This window comes from Blastopirellula marina (assembly GCF_002967715.1).
In the GTDB taxonomy this organism is placed as follows: domain Bacteria; phylum Planctomycetota; class Planctomycetia; order Pirellulales; family Pirellulaceae; genus Bremerella; species Bremerella marina_B.
Genome location: NZ_PUIA01000037.1, coordinates 17,574 through 36,063, shown reverse-complemented (window position 1 = coordinate 36,063; position 18,490 = coordinate 17,574). Strand labels below are relative to the sequence as shown.

17 protein-coding genes and 1 pseudogene are annotated in these 18,490 nt (G+C 57.6%); 12 read left to right on the top strand and 6 right to left on the bottom strand.

All coding sequences use genetic code 11. From position 1 onward, the window contains the following. The first annotated feature begins 140 nt into the window (after positions 1 to 140). The 4 genes from C5Y96_RS11930 (at position 141) to C5Y96_RS11915 (ending at position 3,961) form a co-directional block, all read left to right on the top strand. Positions 141 to 1,136: a zinc-binding dehydrogenase gene (locus C5Y96_RS11930; RefSeq protein WP_105353468.1), complete on the top strand. Its 996-nt coding sequence runs from the start codon at positions 141 to 143 to the stop codon at positions 1,134 to 1,136. A gap of 63 nt (positions 1,137 to 1,199) precedes the next feature. Next, complete coding sequence (locus tag C5Y96_RS11925; protein ID WP_105353467.1) at positions 1,200 to 2,228, top strand: aldo/keto reductase; 1,029 nt, start codon at positions 1,200 to 1,202, stop codon at positions 2,226 to 2,228. 128 nt (positions 2,229 to 2,356) lie between these two features. Beyond that, positions 2,357 to 2,863, top strand: a complete 507-nt coding sequence (locus C5Y96_RS11920; RefSeq protein WP_105353465.1) for a hypothetical protein — start codon at positions 2,357 to 2,359, stop codon at positions 2,861 to 2,863. A gap of 102 nt (positions 2,864 to 2,965) precedes the next feature. Then, complete coding sequence (locus tag C5Y96_RS11915; RefSeq protein ID WP_105353463.1) at positions 2,966 to 3,961, top strand: hypothetical protein; 996 nt, start codon at positions 2,966 to 2,968, stop codon at positions 3,959 to 3,961. 31 nt (positions 3,962 to 3,992) lie between these two features. Here C5Y96_RS11915 and C5Y96_RS11910 read toward each other — a convergent pair whose 3' ends face one another. Both C5Y96_RS11910 and C5Y96_RS11905 read right to left on the bottom strand, forming a co-directional pair. Beyond that, positions 3,993 to 4,328, bottom strand: coding sequence for a ribonuclease E inhibitor RraB (locus C5Y96_RS11910; RefSeq protein ID WP_105353461.1), 336 nt, complete (start codon positions 4,326 to 4,328; stop codon positions 3,993 to 3,995). A gap of 42 nt (positions 4,329 to 4,370) precedes the next feature. Beyond that, a complete protein-coding gene (locus C5Y96_RS11905) occupies positions 4,371 to 4,673 on the bottom strand; it encodes a hypothetical protein (RefSeq protein WP_105353459.1) in 303 nt (100 codons plus the stop codon). Positions 4,674 to 4,772: 99 nt separating this feature from the next. Here C5Y96_RS11905 and C5Y96_RS11900 point away from each other — a divergent pair, with 99 nt between their 5' ends. From C5Y96_RS11900 to C5Y96_RS11885, 4 genes are all read left to right on the top strand, one after another. Then, positions 4,773 to 6,116, top strand: coding sequence for a sulfatase-like hydrolase/transferase (locus C5Y96_RS11900; RefSeq protein WP_105353457.1), 1,344 nt, complete (start codon positions 4,773 to 4,775; stop codon positions 6,114 to 6,116). Positions 6,117 to 6,161: 45 nt separating this feature from the next. Continuing rightward, complete coding sequence (locus C5Y96_RS11895) at positions 6,162 to 7,499, top strand: sulfatase-like hydrolase/transferase (protein WP_105353455.1); 1,338 nt, start codon at positions 6,162 to 6,164, stop codon at positions 7,497 to 7,499. A gap of 7 nt (positions 7,500 to 7,506) precedes the next feature. After that, positions 7,507 to 8,427, top strand: coding sequence for an SUMF1/EgtB/PvdO family nonheme iron enzyme (locus C5Y96_RS11890; RefSeq protein WP_158261197.1), 921 nt, complete (start codon positions 7,507 to 7,509; stop codon positions 8,425 to 8,427). Positions 8,428 to 8,533: 106 nt separating this feature from the next. Next, entirely contained in the window at positions 8,534 to 10,033 is a 1,500-nt protein-coding gene (locus tag C5Y96_RS11885) for a sulfatase (protein WP_105353451.1), read from the top strand. Between the two features lie 126 nt (positions 10,034 to 10,159). On the opposite strand, the gene C5Y96_RS11880 is transcribed toward C5Y96_RS11885, so the two are convergent. Next, complete coding sequence (locus C5Y96_RS11880; RefSeq protein WP_146115633.1) at positions 10,160 to 10,570, bottom strand: carboxypeptidase regulatory-like domain-containing protein; 411 nt, start codon at positions 10,568 to 10,570, stop codon at positions 10,160 to 10,162. A 42-nt stretch (positions 10,571 to 10,612) separates the two neighbouring features. Continuing rightward, positions 10,613 to 11,545 (bottom strand): annotated as a pseudogene (locus C5Y96_RS11875) (DUF1559 domain-containing protein); the annotation flags it as partial. A 602-nt stretch (positions 11,546 to 12,147) separates the two neighbouring features. On the opposite strand from C5Y96_RS11875, the gene C5Y96_RS11870 reads away from it, so the two are divergent. The 4 genes from C5Y96_RS11870 to C5Y96_RS11855 all read left to right on the top strand — a co-directional run bounded on the left by C5Y96_RS11870 (position 12,148) and on the right by C5Y96_RS11855 (position 16,833). Next, positions 12,148 to 13,776 (top strand): alkaline phosphatase, encoded by a 1,629-nt coding sequence (locus tag C5Y96_RS11870; protein ID WP_233198931.1) that lies wholly within the window; start codon positions 12,148 to 12,150, stop codon positions 13,774 to 13,776. Positions 13,777 to 14,036: 260 nt separating this feature from the next. Further along, the gene (locus C5Y96_RS11865) at positions 14,037 to 15,002 is read left to right on the top strand and encodes a DUF1559 domain-containing protein (RefSeq protein ID WP_105353443.1); all 966 of its coding nucleotides are present in this window, start codon (positions 14,037 to 14,039) and stop codon (positions 15,000 to 15,002) included. A gap of 13 nt (positions 15,003 to 15,015) precedes the next feature. Beyond that, the gene (locus C5Y96_RS11860; protein WP_105353441.1) at positions 15,016 to 15,414 is read left to right on the top strand and encodes a carboxypeptidase-like regulatory domain-containing protein; all 399 of its coding nucleotides are present in this window, start codon (positions 15,016 to 15,018) and stop codon (positions 15,412 to 15,414) included. 33 nt (positions 15,415 to 15,447) lie between these two features. Then, positions 15,448 to 16,833: a hypothetical protein gene (locus C5Y96_RS11855; protein ID WP_105353439.1), complete on the top strand. Its 1,386-nt coding sequence runs from the start codon at positions 15,448 to 15,450 to the stop codon at positions 16,831 to 16,833. Positions 16,834 to 16,916: 83 nt separating this feature from the next. Here the strand turns inward: C5Y96_RS11855 and C5Y96_RS11850 are convergent, their stop codons facing one another. Further along, complete coding sequence (locus C5Y96_RS11850; protein ID WP_105353437.1) at positions 16,917 to 17,366, bottom strand: carboxypeptidase-like regulatory domain-containing protein; 450 nt, start codon at positions 17,364 to 17,366, stop codon at positions 16,917 to 16,919. Positions 17,367 to 17,412: 46 nt separating this feature from the next. Further along, positions 17,413 to 18,438 carry a DUF1559 domain-containing protein gene (locus C5Y96_RS11845; protein ID WP_105353435.1) on the bottom strand — a complete coding sequence of 342 codons (1,026 nt, stop codon included), beginning with the start codon at positions 18,436 to 18,438 and terminating at the stop codon, positions 17,413 to 17,415. Between the last annotated feature and the right edge of the window lie 52 nt (positions 18,439 to 18,490).

Genomic DNA, 18,490 nt, shown 5'->3' with positions numbered 1-18,490 from the left:
TACCAATCACGCGCGAGGAATCTAGGGAAGGACGGTGGAAGGATGAGCGATCATTCATTCTACTCGTATGACCCGAATGGGCCAAAGGTTTCACACCGCCGCTTCCCCCACGACGATGATTTTCGGGAAAGGACAACCGCATGCCAGGATTGATGATTAAAGAGCTTAAGTCCCCCTTAGAGCTATGTGACTACGATTTAGGGGAGCTGAAGCCAGGTTACGCCAAGATCGAGATGAAAGCCGCCGCGCTCAATCATCGCGACTACTGGATTACCCAGGGCATGTACCCGGGAATTGAACTCCCCAAAGTGCTCGGTTCGGACGGGGCCGGCATCGTCACGCATTTCGGTAGCGACACCGACAACAGCTGGCTCAACCAGGAGGTGATCATCAACCCCGGTTGGGACTGGGGGGCCAGCGAAGCGGCTCAATCGGCCGAGTTCACCATCCTGGGAATGCCCCATAACGGAACGTTCACCAGCCACATGCATGTGCCGGTCGAAACCCTGCGGGCCAAGCCTAAGCATCTCAGCTGGGAAGAAGCGGCCGCGCTCCCCTTGGCTGGCGTCACGGCATTCCGCGCCACCATGTCGCAGGGGCAACTGCGCCCCGGTGAGAAAGTCTTGGTCAGCGGCATTGGCGGCGGAGTAGCAACCCTCGCGTTGCAGTTTGCCGTCGCGATCGGGGCGGACGTCGCGGTCACCTCTTCCAGCCCCGAGAAGTTGGCCAAAGCCAAAGAGCTGGGCGCGGTCGCTGGTTTCAACTACCGCGAGGAAGGTTGGCACAAGAAAGCGGCCGAAGAGTTCGGTCGACCGAACCTGATTATCGACAGCGCCGCTGGCAAGGGCTACGCGAACTTGATTTCGTTGGCGGCCCCTGGCGGACGCATCGTGAACTACGGTGCTACGACGGGGCCACCGGAAACGATCGATATGTTCAAAGTCTTTTGGAATCAATTGAAGCTGATCGGTTCGACGATGGGCTCGCCGGCCGACTTTCGCGGCATGCTGCAGTTGGTCGACAAGCACCAGATTCGCCCGGTGATCGATCAAGTCTTCAGCCTGGCCCAAGGCAGCGAAGCGTTGTCCCGGATGGAACAAGGCGAGCAATTCGGTAAGATCGTACTGCGAATGTAACCACTCGCCCGATTCCCCCAATGCTGAACCCTCCGCGAAAAAACTCAGAACAGAAAGAGCATCATGAAAACACGTCCTCTCGGAAAATCAGGCATCGAAGCATCGGTCGTCGCTTTCGGGGCCTGGGCTATCGGTGGATGGACCTGGGGCGGAGCCGATGAAAAGGAATCGATCGCGGCCATTCACGCCTACCTCGATGCCGGCGGTAACTTGATCGATACGGCCCCCATGTATGGTTTTGGCCGCAGCGAAGAAGTCGTCGGCAAGGCCATCGCCGATCGGCGCGACAAGGTCATTGTCGCCACCAAGTGCAGCATGCGGTGGGATCTGACCGACGCCCAAAAGAAGCGGGCCACCAAGCGGTTCAGCACTACCAAACAGAACGTCGACTGGAGCGGTGAAAAGACCGACGAAAGCTTCGACGTCTTCATCTACAGCGGCAAAGATGGCATCCGCGAAGAAGTCGAGCGCAGCTTGAAACTGCTGCAGACTGACGTGATCGATCTCTACCAGACGCACTGGCAGATGGACAACACGCCGATTGGCGAGCGCATGGAAACGCTGATGGAGCTGAAAAAGGAAGGGAAGATCCGTGCGATCGGTGTCTGCAATGCGACCCAGGAAGAGATGAACGCCTACCGCCAGTTCGGCGAGTTGGATACCGATCAGGAAAAGTATTCGATGCTCGACCGCGATATGGAAAAGTCCAACCTCGGTTACTGCGACAAGCACGACCTCGCGTTCCTGGCTTATAGCCCATTGAGCCAAGGTCTGTTGACCGGCAAGATCACGCCAGAGCGTAAGTACGACGAAGGGGACCAGCGCAACTTCAAGCCGCGCTTCGCACCTGAAAATGTGAGCAAGGTGCAAGCGATGCTCGAACCAATGCGGGCCATTGCCCAAAAGCACGATGCCACCCTCGCCCAGCTGACCATGGCCTGGACGCTGGCCCAGCGAGGATGCTCGCACGTTCTATGCGGTGCCAGAACACCTCAGCAAGCGGTCGACAACGCCAAGGCCGGCAGCATCGAGCTGAATGACAACGAGATCGCCGAGATTACCAAAGCGGTTGAAAGCTACGACGGCGTATAATCTGCCTCACCGTTCGAATGTCGTTCGCGGCACCGAACCTTCTCGATGAAAAGTAGTCCTCATTTCAGCTCTGCGACTAAGTTGGGTCGCAGATGTGGCTGCTTCGCGCTGGGGAGAGGAGGATTGTCATGGATCGAATTCCAACGATCGAGGACCTGCGGCAATCGCTGTGTTGGCCGCACATCGAGGAGCACTTGGGGGACGAGCAGGAAATATCGCACATCTCCATTCTTCCATCGCAAGAACAGGGAGAGTCGATCTTCGTGTTGATGGATCAGAATCGTGGGTTTGGAGGTTACGTCGGGTTCGGTCCTTGGCATTACCATCCTGATACCTGGGAAGATGCCGAACCGACCGTTTTCTCGTTGATCTACGGCGAAGTGGGGGTGATCGAAGGACTGAACTCTCGCGGCGAGTACCGCGAAGGTCGGCTGGGTCAGAAGGGTGATTGGCCAGAGACCTTGGGCCGCGATATCAAGAAGTTGCGTCATGTGTTCTTCGATCAACCACCCGAAACCGTGACGATCGATTTCACTCAATATCACCGCGGTAAGCATTTGTGGGTTCGCCAGGACGTCAAAGAGCGGACCGAAAATCTGTGTCGCGAGCATGGCATGGAGCTGCCAGACTTCTGATCGAGCGACCACTGCCAGGCTTCCCTGGGGGGAAGGATGTGCGAATGCCGAGGATTTGAATTAAGCTAACGGCATACCCACACAACTCCCGGAGAACGGCCCATGCTCGGTCGACGTCTACTGCTGCTTGCCCTAATCGTACTTGCTACGCCCCAGGCCGCGCGGGCTGATGAACCGAAGCTGCGCGATCGCTTGACGATCCCCAAGCAAGGGCACCTGGAACTGCAGCGGGCTCTCATCGCCGATCTCGACGGCGTTCAGCTAAAGGCGGTGGCCGATGTCGTGAAGCTGCGCGATCAGTTGGAAGCGATTCCATACGATCGCGAGGCAGTTCTGAAGTGGAAGTTCCTCGATCAACTGGGCTTTACCGTCGTCAAACACGAGATCCCACCGTCGCCGCCAGGTGTGAAGATCGAACTGATCCAAGGGCCTGCGTGGACAACCACGATCTACGACTACAACAACGAAACGTTCGTCGATCGTACTTCGTACAACACGACCGAGCACATCCATGCCCGTTCGCCAGTCTCCGAGGTTTCGCTGCAGCGAAATGGAGACGAGCAGTCGATCGAGCATCGTGCCCCGCGCCCGCAGTTGGCCGGCAGCTTCAACCCGGCAGAAGTCTTGGGGCGCAGCACGCGATCGCTAGATCGTCCTTACGTGCTACGGGAAGCAGGGGGGAAGACGTTTCATGTGATCGATTTCCCTCAGTTCGAGAACTGGCTGTGGGTCGACCCCAGGCAAGATGCGATTCTGGCCGTGGCCACGGTCGACAAAAAGACCAACCGCGTCTTTGGTTGCACGTTATTTCTGCATCTGCAACAGCCCAGTGATCGGTGCCGCTTTCCGATGCCTCGGTTGATTCTCGACTTCAGCATGCTGTCGGAAGATGTCTGCCACGTGACGATGTACCACTTCGATCAGGCCGACTTCGAGACGCCGATCAAGCCAGAGCAGCTTCAAGTCCCGGTGAAAGAAGGGGCTATGTACGCCTACAAAACGGCGGACCTCGATTTCCAGCGGCGCTTACCCTTCGACGTGGACGATCTGCTGAATCTCTTTCCCGAGTCGGTACAGAAGATGATCCAAAGCCAGTAGTACGCGCGACCTCGGTTGTCGCGCTGCTTAGCTAATCGTCTTTATTACCAAACGTGCCGAAGCCATCGCTGAAGCCACCAAACGGATCAGCCAGATCGTCCAGGTTCTCTTCGATTTCAAACACCGTATCAACGGTCGCCAGAATGGTCTTGGTGCAGTAGCAGGTCCACTCGCCAGATTCTTCGTCTTCTTCGACGCTCGTTTCAAACCCGATCTTGCGGGCCTCGTTGGCGATCTGTTCGCCAGCTTCCTGGCTGGGCACCGCGATAAAGAAATCCATCTCCAGCGGTTTCGACAGATCCGATCCATCCGCTTCGATCTGCTTTAAGGCCTGAGCGGTAACTGCTTTCGCTTCGGGGTCGAACATGGCAGCGGTTCCTTGTACGGGGCAGTGGTGTTGCGGCTTATTCTACTCTTCCTGGAAATGGCAAGTGAATCCAGCCTCAGCCATCCATTGCGAAATAAATTCAAGTAGTCGCGGGTATTCGTGCCCATTCCAGCCAGAAAAGCAGACGTAGACCTCTTGCGGCTTCACAGCGATTCGCACCGCTTCCCAGGAGTCGTTTGCACGATCAGGTGTTTGTAGACGTAATTCGCAATCGCTTTGAGAAAGCCGTATTAGCCCAAATCGCTGGGCAAGCAAATCGAACAGGACCGCGTTTTGTCGCGGGTCGAGGGGTTGATCGAGCTTGGCGAAGTATTCTAATCCCATCAATAGCTCCCAGCGGGGGGAAATTTGACCCGCCTTTTCCAGTCGAGGATACTAAAAGGCCACCGATATCCTTCCGTTTCCCCCTGGGTTCCACTTTCCATGAATCGAGTTTCCTCGCTGTTAACGGCCTGTCTCCTGCTGGCGACATCTTCCTCGCTACTGGCAGATGAAAAGCCTAATGTGATCTTCATTCTCGCCGACGACCAAGGCTCGGTCGATGCCGGGTGCTACGGATCGAAGGACCTGCACACGCCGCATATGGATTCGCTGGCCGTGCATGGGGTTCGCCTGACACAGTTTTACTCCGCCGCTCCGGTCTGTTCTCCATCCCGCGCTGGAGCGATGACGGGGCGTTGGCCGGTTCGTGCTGGCGTGCCGAACAACTGTTCGTCGAAGCAGGGGGCCGCCGGTGCGCTGCCTAATGAAGAGATCACCCTTGCCGAGATGTTCAAAGACGCCGGCTACGCGACGGCCCACATCGGCAAGTGGCATATCGGCTACACCGAAGACACCATGCCGCTGGCCCAGGGGTTCGACTACTCGATCGGGCACATGGGGGGCTGTATCGACAACTACTCTCACTTCTTTTACTGGAACGGACCCAACCGTCACGACCTGTGGCGCAACGGCGAAGAAGTGCATGAAGACGGAAAGTACTTTCCGCAGCTGATGGCCGACGAAGCGTGTGCGTTCATCGAGCAGAACCAGGAAAAGCCCTTCTTCATCTACTACGCGATGAACACGCCCCACTATCCTTACCAAGGGGAAGCGAAGTGGCTCGAGCATTTCAAGGATGTTGCCTATCCGCGAAATCTGTACGCCGCGTTCATTGCTTCGCAAGACGAACGTGTCGGCCAGGTATTGGCCAAGCTCGATAAGCTCGACCTGCGGAAGAAGACGATCATCATCTATCAGTCCGATAACGGCTATTCCACCGAAGAGCGGGCTCACTTCGGCGGCGGCAACAGCGGACCTTACCGCGGTGCCAAGTTCAGCATGTTCGAAGGAGGCATTCGCCTGCCAGGCATCATCAGCTGGCCTGGCCAACTCCCCGAAGGGGAAGTCCGCGATCAAATGGCCCATGCCTGCGACTGGATGCCGACCCTCGCCGAGCTGACCGGCGTGAAACTGCCTGAGACCCACCTCGATGGCCGCTCGATGGTGGGCATGCTGAAAGATGCCACCGCCCAGTCTCCCCACTTCAATCATCCACTGCACTGGCAAGTCGGCAACGGACCGAATGCGGCCTGGGCCGTGAGGGCAGGGGACTGGAAGCTGATCGCCAATACCCGCGACACGCACGAAGACGCCCAGAACGCCTCGTTCAAACTCTTCCTGGCCAACATCGCCGAAGACCCCGGCGAGAAGACAAACCTTGCCGATAAGAACCCTGACGTCGTCAAACGACTGACGAAACTGCACGAGGAAGAGTTCGCGAAGTAAGGACGAGCATCTACCCTCTATTCCTCTTTCAACACGGCCCCACCCATGAAATCCCTCCTCTCACTTCTCATCCTGTTAACGATCGCCACGTTTGCCCTGGCCGCCGAACCCAAGCGGCCGAACTTTGTGATCATCTATACCGATGACCTCGGCTACGGCGACGTTTCGACCTATCACGACTCCGACGTCGCCACCCCCAACATCGACAAGCTGGCCGCCGAAGGGATGACCTTCACGCAGATGCGGGCCAACTGCACGGTCTGCTCCCCTTCGCGGGCAGCACTTCTAACCGGTCGGTATGCTGACCTGGTGGGTGTGCCAGGCGTGATTCGCACCAAACCGGACAACTCGTGGGGCTATCTCAAGCAAGGCGTTCCAACGCTGGCCGATGAACTGAAGAAGCAAGGGTACACGACCGCGTGCATCGGCAAGTGGCACCTCGGTTTGGAATCTCCTAACACACCCAACGAGCGCGGCTTCGATCACTTTCACGGGTTCCTCGGCGACATGATGGACAGCTACATCACGCATCGCCGCGAGGGGAACAACTACATGCGTTATAACGATCGCGAGATTGACCCGGAAGGGCATGCCACCGAGCTCTTCGCCCAGTGGGCGCATCAATACATCTGTACGCGTGGGGCCAACAAGGAGCAGCCTTTCTTTCTGTACCTGGCCTTCAATGCCCCGCACTTCCCGATCGAACCGCCAAAAGAGTATCTCGACGCGGTAAAGAAGGCCAAGCCACAGCTCGATGACAAGCGCGCCATGAACGTCGCCTTCGTGCAGCATTTGGACGATGCGGTGGCCAAGGTGCTCAAGGCGCTCGATACGTTCGGCCTGGCCGAGAACACGATCGTCTACTTCGGCAGCGATAACGGCGGCAGCCTGCCACATGCCCAGAACAACGATCCATGGCGCGACGGCAAGCAAAGCCACTACGACGGCGGGCTGAAGGTCCCATTCTTCGTACGCTGGCCCGGCCACGTTCAGCCTGGCAGCAGTACCGATTACCAAGGGCTGAATTTTGATGTGTTTCCTACCTTTGTCGAACTTGCAGGCGGCACCCCGGCCCAGGACCTGAACGCGGTGAGCCTGGTCCCGCTGCTGGAAGGGAAGCCAATGCCCAAGCAGCCGCGCGATCTGTACTTCGTCCGCCGCGAAGGAGGCCAACGCTACGGCGGCAAGGCGTACCAGGCCATCATCCGCGACGGCTGGAAACTGATGCAGAACGATCCCTACTCGCCGCTGGAACTCTACAACCTGAACGAAGACCCCCAGGAACAAAACAACCTGGCCAAGACCAACCAGAAGAAGTTCCGCGAACTGCAGCAAGCGATGCAGAAGCAAATTCAAGCGGCTGGTGGTGTGCCTTGGCAGTAGGATGAGCATGAAGATCCAACAGAAGCCAAGCCTGGACTACGAAGTCGATCGCTTTCGCATTCAACTATCCTCAAAGGTGGAAGATGCCCAGGCAAAGTTGGCGCGTTTGTTCCAGCGCTTCATCCAGCAGCGCGAAGCCAAACAGACGTGCCCTTGTTTCATCAAGCATTTGGAAGTTCAACAAGGTCCTACGCCCAATAACTACGAAGTGCTGTTTGGTTGGTTCTGTGACAAGTGTTTGACGCAGCTCGAGCAGTTGATCGAAGCCGATATGCCGGAGATCGCGGAGGTTTCCGTGGGAGCGGAGCTTAGTGAGTTCCGCGGATTCTCCGATGGCTTCGTCTCGGTGACCGGAGCGATTGCCGAGTTTGAAGATGGATCGCGGATTGAACTCGCTCCCTTTAGCATCTCTCGCCGACCTGTGACTACCGGCGAGTTCGAAGCATTCACTCAGGCGACTGGTTACCTGACCGACTGCGAACGAAACGATGATGGTTCCTTCCGGATGAGTGAACTAATGGAAGGGATCCGTCCTAACCAGCGAGCCAACATTCCGGTCCACAACGTGAGTTTTAAAGATGCCACCGCCTATTGTCAGTGGGCATCGGTGCGGCTGCCTACCGAAGGGGAACTCCTCGCTGCTTCGCTGATCGATCAGCGGATCATGACCCGCCGCGAACGCCATGACTTTCTATTCGGAGCGACAGGGCGGTTCGATATTACCAAGTACCCGACCGCACTTGATGGGCTGAGTGCTGAATTTGTTGTCGGAAAAGCCCCAGCCGGAAATTGCATCGTCCGCAATGGGCCCTATCACGTGCGTACGGAAAATTGGAACGACCGTGAAAATGGGCATCGGCACGTTTGCCCGATGAATGTCTACGACATCATGACTGGCTTCCGCGTGTGCCAGCTCGAGCAGCCGTGAATCAGGGCCGATCGACCGCAGCCTGTTTGACCCGGCAAACATCATGAAGGATACTGGTCTTAACTCCCACCCCTCACCTCATTGCTCTACGCCGCGCGGAAATCTCATGTCTCGAATTCAATTTCTGTCCCTGGCCTTGCTGCTGTTCGCCTTCGCCATACCTGCCGTTGCCGACGATCGCCCCAATTTCATCGTCTTCATTGCCGACGACGTCAGTTGGAATGACTTTGGCTGTTACGGCAGCGAAACGGCCCGCACCCCCAACATCGATGCCCTGGCAAAAGGCGGGATGAAATTTACCAACGCGTATCTCACCGCCAGCAGTTGTAGCCCCAGCCGGTGCAGCATCATCACCGGTCGCTACCCGCACAACAACGGGGCGGCCAGCGAACTGCATCGTCCGCTGCCGGCGCACCTGGTCAAGTTTCCGAAGCTGCTTAAAGAAGCTGGCTACTACACGGCCCTGGCTGGCAAAGATCATATGCCACAAGATAGCGCCGACGAGAAGGCCGTCTGGGACGATAAGCGCGGAACGAATGTCCCTGGCAACTCCGGCGGGGAAGGGGACTGGGTCGATGTGGTGCAGAAGCGTCCCAAAGACAAGCCGTTCTTCTTCTGGTTCGCTGCTACCGACGCTCACCGTGGTTGGGATGCCGACAAGCAGTGGCAGGCCGACAACTACGGACCGAAGCACAATCCCGACGACGTGAAGGTCTCGCCGTACATGCGTGACGAGCCTGCCACCCGCGACGACCTCGCTTCGTACCACAACGAGATCACCCGCTTCGACTACTACATTGGCCAGGTCTGCGAAGAACTCAAAGCCCAGAATGCGTTCGACAACACGCTGATCATCGTCATGGCCGACAATGGCCGTCCCTTCCCCCGCGGTAAAACCCGCGTTCACGACAGCGGTATGAAGACTCCCTTCGTCGTCAGTTGGCCCAACGGGATCACGGACGCCGGTGCGACCAACAACAAGCTGGTCAGCGTGATCGATATCTGCCCGACTTTCCTCAGCCTGGCTGGTGTGAAGGTGCCTGAGCAAGCCCAAGGCGTTAGCTTTGCCCAACTGCTGGAGAATACGCAGAATCTCTCGAAGCGAGGCTACGCGTTCAGCGAGCATAACTGGCACGACTACGAAGCCCACGGCCGCGCGGTCCGCACGCAGCAAGGGATTCTGTACGTCCGCAATGCTCGTCCTGACAAAGCCTGGCTCGGCCCGGCCGACTCGGTCAGTTCTCCTTCGCACAAAGACATTGTCGACGCCAAAGACGACCTGACCCCTGCCCAGGCCGATGTCCTGCTGGCACCTCGTCCGGCCGAAGAGTTGTACGACACAAGCAAAGACCCGCTGCAAACGCACAACCTGGTCGGCGATGGGAAGTACGCCAAGCATCTGGCCGAAATGCGCCAAGTGATGGACCAGTGGCAAAAGGAAACGGGCGACAGCGTGCCGGCGAACTACACCGTCGACTTCTACGACCGCGTCACCGGCTACGTCGACAGCAAGACCGGCCAGCGCATCAAAGGGGACCGCCCCTACGGCGACTGGGCCGGCAAAGAGCACAACGCCGACAAGATCAACGCCAGCGGGCCGAAGTAACAAACGGTGCCGCACGCGAACGGATCATTCCGTGCGAGATAACCAACAGAAAAAGGGCCCTCGCGGCAAGGCAACCGCAAGAGCCCCTTTAGGTTCCACCTTCTCTGTTCCAAAAAGTGGTGGAATTTACAGTTCGATCTGGACTCGGTTCTCGCCGCCCGGTTCAACGGTCACGACGATCTCTTTCCCCCGGTACTCCTTCAACTGAGCAGCTGGGGCTTCTTTCGAGGTCGGCTCGTTTGGCCTGGCATCGGATGCCTTGCGGCCGCCGAGGACTTTCACCGTATGCATACCGGGAGCAGCCCCAGGCTTGCCGGTCGAGTAGTACAGCTTGAAGTTGCCGTTCTCGTCTGACTTGCCATACGAAGGGGCACCGGCCGTTTGCGGTTCGAACTCGAGGTTGGCATCGACGAAGGGGACACCGTCTTTGGTGATCGTCCCTTCAACAGCATGCAGTGACTGCCCCGAGCCGGAAAAGCACCCGGTCGCCGACAAGGCCAGCAGCACGCACGAGGATAATAGGAATCGATTCATCATGTTCACCTTGAATGAAATCTACGAGCAGGCGTTCAACCCGGATTAGTATTCGCCCAGCACCTTGCCGTCGGCACGGTTGGCCAGGTTACGTAGCGTATCCAGCGTGATGTTCTCGCTGACAAATCGAGTCGATCCGTCACCCAGCACAAACAAGGCACCGCCGGGGTGGGCCGAGGTGAAGATCGTGTGATGCCCCGAGCGGCCCCCTTTGCCGGGATCGTTGCCGGTTCCCAGTGGGTTGTTGTATCCGCTGGTGTGGGCGTAGTTAATGCCAACGCGGATGGACGAATGCCCTTCCCAGTTGCCGTACCACGAACCGTTGCCGTTGTGGCCGCCGCCACCACTCCAGGCACCGCCGCGGTGACCGTACTCGCGCGAGTCGTGGAAGGTCACTTCGCCAGTGGACGTGTTGAGCGAACGAATGAAGTTCGACTGTTCCCCCACGGCCAGCGTGTTGCTCGTGCCGTCGGTGATGTCACGGAATGCAGTGGTCTGCGTGTTGCGGCTGTCGAGTGCCACGAAGATCCCGTTGTAATCGTTCATCCCGTGATAACCGTACCAATGCGAGGGGGTCGCACCGGCCATGTTGTAACCGCCACCCACGCCCACGTAGTCGGCACGCTGGTACTGAACCTCCGCAGGTGCCCCGTCATTTTGCGTGGCACTGCTAGAGGTTTGCGTCAGGTAACGATCCATCGGGTTCGAGGGGCAATTCAGTCCGTCAACAAAGACGGTCGTCGTCACGCGCCAGTTGCGATCGAAGCCAATCCCGGTCCAGTCGCTTTGGAAGGTGCACTGATCGTACGCAGCCGATTGTTCGATGTACGGCCAGATCCGCACCAGCCAGCTTGCTGGTCGGTTGGTGTTATCGACGTACGAAACCATCGGGAACGCGCCGTTGGTGTCGTGATAATTGTGCAACGCCAGACCAAGCTGTTTCAGGTTGTTGCTGCACTGCATCCGTCGGGCAGCTTCGCGGGCCTGTTGAACGGCCGGACAAAGATCTTTGGGATTTCATCAAGAGGCACTTTCGAAATTGGCAGGAAGATAGCGAGGAATACATCCCGGTCTTGGCTTGCTGATCGCATCCAGGGCCGGAGTATACCGGGATATCAGCAAAGTTTAGGCCTAACCGTCGTAATCACCTGGGCGAATCAGGTGGGAAATATCGCGTATTGGGCTGTTTTTGCTCTCTGTGGAAGATTAATAGTCGTTATTAGCGGAGCACAGAGGATAATGGTTTCTCAATTAAAATTGCGCCTTTCCGATACTGAACCAAATTTCAACTCGAGGTGCCTGCTTGAAGGGAACAATTGTCGTTAGAGCAGGCGAACAGCTGCATCGAAACAAGGCATTCCTCCCCGCCTGCTTTGGCAGCGGCATAGCGAAGGTGCATTGAGAATGGTTGCTATCACCTCGCTGCAGACGTCCTTGTCGCGTTCGAATCTCGCGGGACCTGCGCGAAAAGCAGCGTATCGTGCGCATAAGGGGTTTCTAGCCAGGCGGTTCGCATGTTCAATAAAGGTTTCGCGACCAATCATCTTCCCTCCCTCCCGTTTTCCTGCAGAGATCTGCCTGTGTTGAAGAAGCTTCCTGCGATTTGTTTTGTTTCTTTCAGTCTACTCCTCCCTTGGGTCACTTATGCTGAGACCTTCGATCGCGATTCGGTCTCGTCACTGCAGAAGAACAACGCCGAAACCAGTCGTCCCACGTCGCTGCACTGGGGCCCCAACGGCGAAAAGTATTCCAGCTGGGGTAATCACTCAAACCGCCTGATCCCGATTTACACGTTCGGAATTAACTTGGATGCGTTCGACGGCACCAACAGCATCTATCGCAACGAAGAGAAGCTCGAACAGCTATTTGGTTACCTGCCGACCGATACGGTCAATCCGAAGGCCGAGTACCTCGATCAGACCGACGTCTATCGCTTGCAGAAACAAGCCGTCGAGAGTGGCAAGAAGCGGGTCATTCTGTTCATTTACGACGGCATGGACTGGCAAACGACCTGGGCAGCCGCCATCCACAAGTCCGGCAAGGTAGGCTATCGCGAAGGGCGGGGAACGGGGCTGCACTTTCAAGACTACCGCGGCGCAAAGACCGACTTCGGTTACTTCGTGACGACACCGCACAACAGCGGAACCGACGTCAACATCGATCGTCAGATCGTCACTTCCCCCGGCGGCAGCACTAAGGGGGGCTACAACGTCGGCGAAGCAGGCGAGTTCCCGTGGAGCGTTCCGGCCGACGCCGATTATCTGATCGCCAAAGGCAAGAACATCGTTCACGCGTTCACCGATTCGGCATCCTCCGCCACGTCGATGACCTCCGGCATCAAGACCTATAACAACTCGATCAACGTCAACTACATGGGACGCGAGGTCTTGCCGATTGCCCGGCAGTTGCAGGACGACGGTTGGAAGATCGGCGTGGTGACCAGCGTTCCGATTTGCCATGCCACGCCAGGTGCCGCCTATGCCAACAACGTGCACCGCTACGACTATCAAGACATCTCGCGCGACCTGGTCGGCCGGCCATCGGTCTATCACCCCGGCGGTCTTCCTGGTGTCGATGTTCTGATCGGCGGCGGCTGGGGAGATGAAAAGAAGAAGGACGGAAACCAGGGGAAGAACTTCGTCCCCGGCAATCCTTACCTGACTGCCGAGGACCAGCAGGCCATCGATGTGGCCAACGGCGGCAAGTATGTCGTGGCCCAGCGAACGCCTGGTCAGGATGGCAAGCAGGTTCTAGAACAAGGCGTCACCAAGGCCATCCAAGAAGGGCATCGCCTGTTCGGTTTCTTTGGTGTCGCTCGAGGGCATCTGCCGTTTCAAACAGCCGATGGAAAGTACGATCCGGTGGTCAGCTCCAAGAGCTCTGGCCCCACTGCGGCTGAGAAGTACACCGAAGCAGACCTTCGCGAGAACGTTACGCTGGCCGACATGAGCATCGCGGCACTCGACGTCCTGCAGGCCCAAGGGAAGCCATGGTGGCTGATGATCGAATCAGGCGACGTCGACTGGGCCAACCACTCAAACAACATCGACGACTCGATCGGTGCCGTCCTCAGTGGCGACCAGGCATTCCACAAAGTAACCCAGTGGATCGAAGCACACGGAGGCTGGGACGATACCTGCTTGATCCTGACGGCCGACCACGGTCATTACCTGGTTATCGAAGATCCGGAAGCTCTCACCGGCAAGTAGCCCAATCTTGTTCTCTCTCCTTCGCCGACGGTGGAGAAGGAATACGACTTGATACCCAGGCCCTGGCGAGCAACTGCCAGGGCTTGTTTCGTTCTTGAGCCCCTTTCTGCTTGGAGACCTGATCCCCGAAATCTCCCCTTCTGTAAATCTTTCAAGAAGGCACTTGCAACAGATTTGCAAAACAAATAAAGTCGCATGTGTGATTTGGTCGTGCTTTGTTTCGCACGGCATTCGCCTGTCTGAGAAGGGGAAGAATTTCCATGCGATTGCGACACGCGTTTACGCTCGTCGAACTGCTGGTGGTCATTGCGATCATCGGCATTCTGATTGCTTTACTATTGCCAGCGGTGCAACAAGCGCGCGAGGCCGCTCGTCGAATTCAATGCCAGAACAACCTTAAGCAGTTGGGTCTGGCCATGCATAACTATCACGATACCCACCGCAAGTTCCCGCTCATTGCTTCCAGTAGTGCCGGCTTCTCGGCCCAGGCTCAGATCTTGCCATTCATCGAACAAGGTAACCTGCACGACCTGATCGATTTCAGTCAGCCACTAATGCTCGGCAGCGGTCCGTCGGTCACACTCAACCCCGTGCATGCTGGCATTCAGGATCGTCCGCTAGATATGTTCATGTGCCCGTCGGACAGTGGCGACCCGCTTTACTACGACGGCAGCGACACGTGGGCGGGGACCAACTACATGCTGAACGTGGGGAGCGGCAACGGGCTGAACTACTGCGAGGCCTGCGACCCGAACGGGCTTTTCTGGCGCGACAGCGACACGTCGTTCCGCGATATTACCGACGGCACCAGCCACACTATCTTGATGGCGGAAACGCTGTTCGGCGGTCGCGATCAGGTTTCGACTACCGTCCTGACCGACCCACAACGCCAAGTCAAACGCGTCAGCGGCGGGGCACCTGGCTCGAAGACCGCCGAAGACATCGACGCTGCATCCGCCTCAGGCTACACCGGCGTGCGGGCCGGCTCGTGGATTCGGACCACTGGCTATCACATCACCATCAACGGTTTCTATACCCCCAACAGCCGCACGCCTGATGCTTCGCACCATGGGTACATCGTTTCCAGCAGCCGCAGCAATCACCCCGGCGGAACACAAATCGTGCTGGCCGATGGTAGTGTCCGGTTTGTGATCGAGACGATCACTCTTTCGACCTGGCGGGCCTTGTTCACTCGCGGTGGCGGTGAAGTTCCGCAGCCTTACTAAGCAGCCAACAACCATGCATCGCCTACTACCCATTCCGTTAATACTACTTGCCTGCCTGCTTAATGGTTGTGGTCCACCTCCGGCGATACCCGGTGGCACACCAGGCCGGATCCATACGGAAGGCCAGCCGCTGGGCGAAGTTCGCGTAACCGTCTATGGCCAAGACGGCCAGCCCCAGGCATTTGCCGTAAGCGATCGCCAGGGGAGCTTTCAGCTTCGCCAGGAAGCGACGTTGGAAGGAGTCCACCTTTCGCCAGGCAGCTATCGACTGACGATTGAATCGACCGGCGAGTTTTCCATGCATTGGCCCAAAGCGTACCGCTCGCCCACGAAGTCTCCCCTTGAAATTCAATTCAGCGCAGAGCAAACCGAGATCGACCTCAACGTGCCTGCCCCGAAGATGTCGCTGTAAACCAAACGTTACACCCACGTAAGAGAACAATCGATGATTCAGAAAACACGGCTTATTTATTCACTGATCGCCATCTTCTGTCTGGCCGGCATCGTGCCGCTTCAAGCGGACGAAGACCACGCCCATGGCACGCCTGTCATGCGTATCGTCTGGCAAGACCGCGAGGCAAAGACGCTGCGATGGGGCGAGTTCTCGCAGGTTGACTCGCAAATTCAGTTCACCCGACACGACACCGTTAAAGGGTTCCCCCAACTCGACGCGCAGCGTAACGAGCTGGTCCAGATGGAGCGCATCGGCCGCGTGGTGGTCGTCGGGATTCGTGACGATGACGACGGCAACTATCAAAGTGGCTGGGCGGCGATCGACATGGGCGTGCGAAGCCACTCGCACGGAGATCACGACGACCACGTTTACAAAGAACCACCCCACTTGCTGGCCAGCGTTGTCGATAAGTCGCAGGGAAACCCGGCCCATCTGTATCAATACGAAGGGCTGTTCTACCTGGCCAACGACAAGCTTAACGGCTTCACGCAGCTCGATCCCATGCATCTGCTGCGGCAAGATAACCAGCAGCACGGCCACTTCTTTCGTGGCGGTGGCGGGCACATCACGCTGGCAGCCATCGACGGAAAGATTGCCTACGCGACTTGGGCCGCCCGCGACGAAGAGAACAACGGTCGTATCGACGTCAGCGACTTGAGCAAGCCCGGCGATGACGCGATTGCTTACTCGTTCCAGCTACCAGTTGGTGGTTTGCATGGGGCGACAGCGAGCGCGGGACGCGTCTTCTTTGCCCCTTCGGACGGCGTCTATTACGTCGATGCCGATCTGAACTTGAAGCAGTCGCCACAGGGCGTCGAGATGCATCATCTTTCGCTGGGAAAAGACGAAAACTCGGATCGTCCGAATCGCACCGGTGCGTTCGCTACGCATCGCCGCTGGGTCTTGTGCACAACCGGCAAACATGCCGCGGCAGCGCTGTGCCTGATCGATGCTTCCGCCGCTGAGCCTTCGGTGGTCAAACTACCGATCGATACGCCGGATGGGCTTTCGCTGACGACTCCCACGACCGTCGTCACCGCGGCCGGCAAGAACTACGCGTTTCTCTTTCAAGATCGCAAGGAAGGGGATGTTGCCGAACAGCTGGTGGTGGTCGATCTCGATCCCAATGCCGACCGCGACCTGAGCGATGCTACGGTGGTCAAACGCCTGCCGGTCGGGCCGAGCCAGGTATCGGGGCACTACGGCCATCACGAAGTCGACTTCGACGCCGACGGACGCTGGGCCGTGATCACCAATCCCGGCAACGGTAAGCTGCAACTTCTCTCTCTGGAGAAGCTCGAATTCCACGGCGAGTACGAAGCAGGCGGCATGCCAACCAAGGTGCTGTGTGTCGGTGGCAAACAATCCCATCACTAAAACACTAGTGTGGCGAGAGCGCAGAAACGAGTGGCTACCAAGAGGGAGTTTCGGGCCACTCGTTTCTGATCGTCCCATCTGCGTTACGAACCGTTCAGCTCGATGTCGTACGTTTGCGGTCCGCCGGATTCGATCTTGAACGACAGCCCGCTCGTTCGGCGGTTGGCATACTTGTCAGGTATCCTGGTGGTCTTCGGCTGAGACTTGGGTGCGTCGGTGGCGTATTCCACTTCGGCTACCGGCTTTCTCACGGCCACTTCGTATACTTCGCCGATATCGACTTCTGGGAAGGGAATGCGATACGTTCCGCCAGGTTCGACATTGGCATAGGCCGATTCGCCGGTGCGGGGCGACGTGAAGTGCACGCTGGCTTGTTCCAGTGGCTGGCCATTCAGGCGAACGACCCCTTGTATATCCGCCGGCGGACGAGCGCTTCGACCTTGGCAGCCAGTCAACAGCAGACCGAACATCGCAAACATCAAAGCCGCATGCGCTGGTCGGCTGTTGATTCGTTTTCCCAAGAGCACATTCATCGGACGGGCCTCACCTTCTCTGTTTTGTGTCACTTTCTGCCCCTCACTAAAAACCTTGAATGACGGTACCATCGTTGCGGGTACACAACTGCTGCAGGGTCGTCAGTGGAATCGTTTCCTGCAGGAAACGCGCCGAGCCATCCGATAACAGCACCTGAACTCCGCCGGGATGGAACGAGGTCAACGGCGTGTTGAAGTCCCATTCCTTGTCTGCCTCGACCCCGGTCGAACGTGGGTTCGGCGAATGAAACACGGCCGTTAAGCCGTTGCCATACTTATGCTGATTGGCCGAACCGGCACGCCACTCTGAGACGGTTCCGGTGGTCGAGATACCGCCCCATCCGGTGTGATAGTTGGCCAGCTGGCGATTCCGCAGGTTCGGATCGGTGTTGCCTGACTGCTCGGAGACGATCATCGTTTGCGAGGTTCCATCGGTGACGTCGCGGATCGCTTGGGTTTCGCCAATGGTCAGGATACCGTTGTCCGCTGCGTAGCTACCGTATTGAACCGCATAGAAGGTATCGGTTCGGCCAGCGGGGTCGGGATAGGCACCCATGATGCCAACGTAGTGATGGGCCTGAGTAACGGCACCGATCGAAATGAGGGATGCACTGTTGTTGGCGGCGAACAGCGTATTGATCGTACTCGATGGGCACACGTACCCATCCACCACCAGGTTAAACAAGACACGCGTCTCTGCGCGGTAGGCGTTGATGTCGGTGTTGCTACCACCCCCGGCATACGTGTTGAGCTGATGCCCCGAAGCACGATCAAGATCGTAGATCGCTTTCTGTTCGAGGTACGGAAGGATCGCAAACCGCCAGCTTGTACCGGCATAGGTAATGTTGTGCCGCCCACCGAAGGGGAACGAATTGTGGGTATCGTGGTAGTTGTGCAGCGCGAGACCTTGCTGGCGAAGGTTGTTCGAGCAACTCATCCTGCGTGCCGCTTCGCGTGCTTGTTGGACGGCCGGTAGAAGCAGGGCAATTAAAACACCGATGATCGCGATGACCACCAGCAGCTCAACCAGGGTGAAACCACCCCGCACGTTCGTAGAATTCGCGATTCTCATGAAATCGGTCTCCGAGCTTAAAGTAGGAGGTACCAATGGAAGGAAATCGACA

Coding starts and splice junctions, on each gene's coding strand:
- C5Y96_RS11930 (WP_105353468.1), top strand. CDS start 141: ATGCCAGGATTGATGATTAAAGAGCTTAAGTCCCCCTTAGAGCTATGT.
- C5Y96_RS11925 (WP_105353467.1), top strand. CDS start 1,200: ATGAAAACACGTCCTCTCGGAAAATCAGGCATCGAAGCATCGGTCGTC.
- C5Y96_RS11920 (WP_105353465.1), top strand. CDS start 2,357: ATGGATCGAATTCCAACGATCGAGGACCTGCGGCAATCGCTGTGTTGG.
- C5Y96_RS11915 (WP_105353463.1), top strand. CDS start 2,966: ATGCTCGGTCGACGTCTACTGCTGCTTGCCCTAATCGTACTTGCTACG.
- C5Y96_RS11910 (WP_105353461.1), bottom strand. CDS start 4,328: ATGTTCGACCCCGAAGCGAAAGCAGTTACCGCTCAGGCCTTAAAGCAG.
- C5Y96_RS11905 (WP_105353459.1), bottom strand. CDS start 4,673: ATGGGATTAGAATACTTCGCCAAGCTCGATCAACCCCTCGACCCGCGA.
- C5Y96_RS11900 (WP_105353457.1), top strand. CDS start 4,773: ATGAATCGAGTTTCCTCGCTGTTAACGGCCTGTCTCCTGCTGGCGACA.
- C5Y96_RS11895 (WP_105353455.1), top strand. CDS start 6,162: ATGAAATCCCTCCTCTCACTTCTCATCCTGTTAACGATCGCCACGTTT.
- C5Y96_RS11890 (WP_158261197.1), top strand. CDS start 7,507: ATGAAGATCCAACAGAAGCCAAGCCTGGACTACGAAGTCGATCGCTTT.
- C5Y96_RS11885 (WP_105353451.1), top strand. CDS start 8,534: ATGTCTCGAATTCAATTTCTGTCCCTGGCCTTGCTGCTGTTCGCCTTC.
- C5Y96_RS11880 (WP_146115633.1), bottom strand. CDS start 10,570: ATGATGAATCGATTCCTATTATCCTCGTGCGTGCTGCTGGCCTTGTCG.
- C5Y96_RS11865 (WP_105353443.1), top strand. CDS start 14,037: ATGCGATTGCGACACGCGTTTACGCTCGTCGAACTGCTGGTGGTCATT.
- C5Y96_RS11860 (WP_105353441.1), top strand. CDS start 15,016: ATGCATCGCCTACTACCCATTCCGTTAATACTACTTGCCTGCCTGCTT.
- C5Y96_RS11855 (WP_105353439.1), top strand. CDS start 15,448: ATGATTCAGAAAACACGGCTTATTTATTCACTGATCGCCATCTTCTGT.
- C5Y96_RS11850 (WP_105353437.1), bottom strand. CDS start 17,366: ATGAATGTGCTCTTGGGAAAACGAATCAACAGCCGACCAGCGCATGCG.
- C5Y96_RS11845 (WP_105353435.1), bottom strand. CDS start 18,438: ATGAGAATCGCGAATTCTACGAACGTGCGGGGTGGTTTCACCCTGGTT.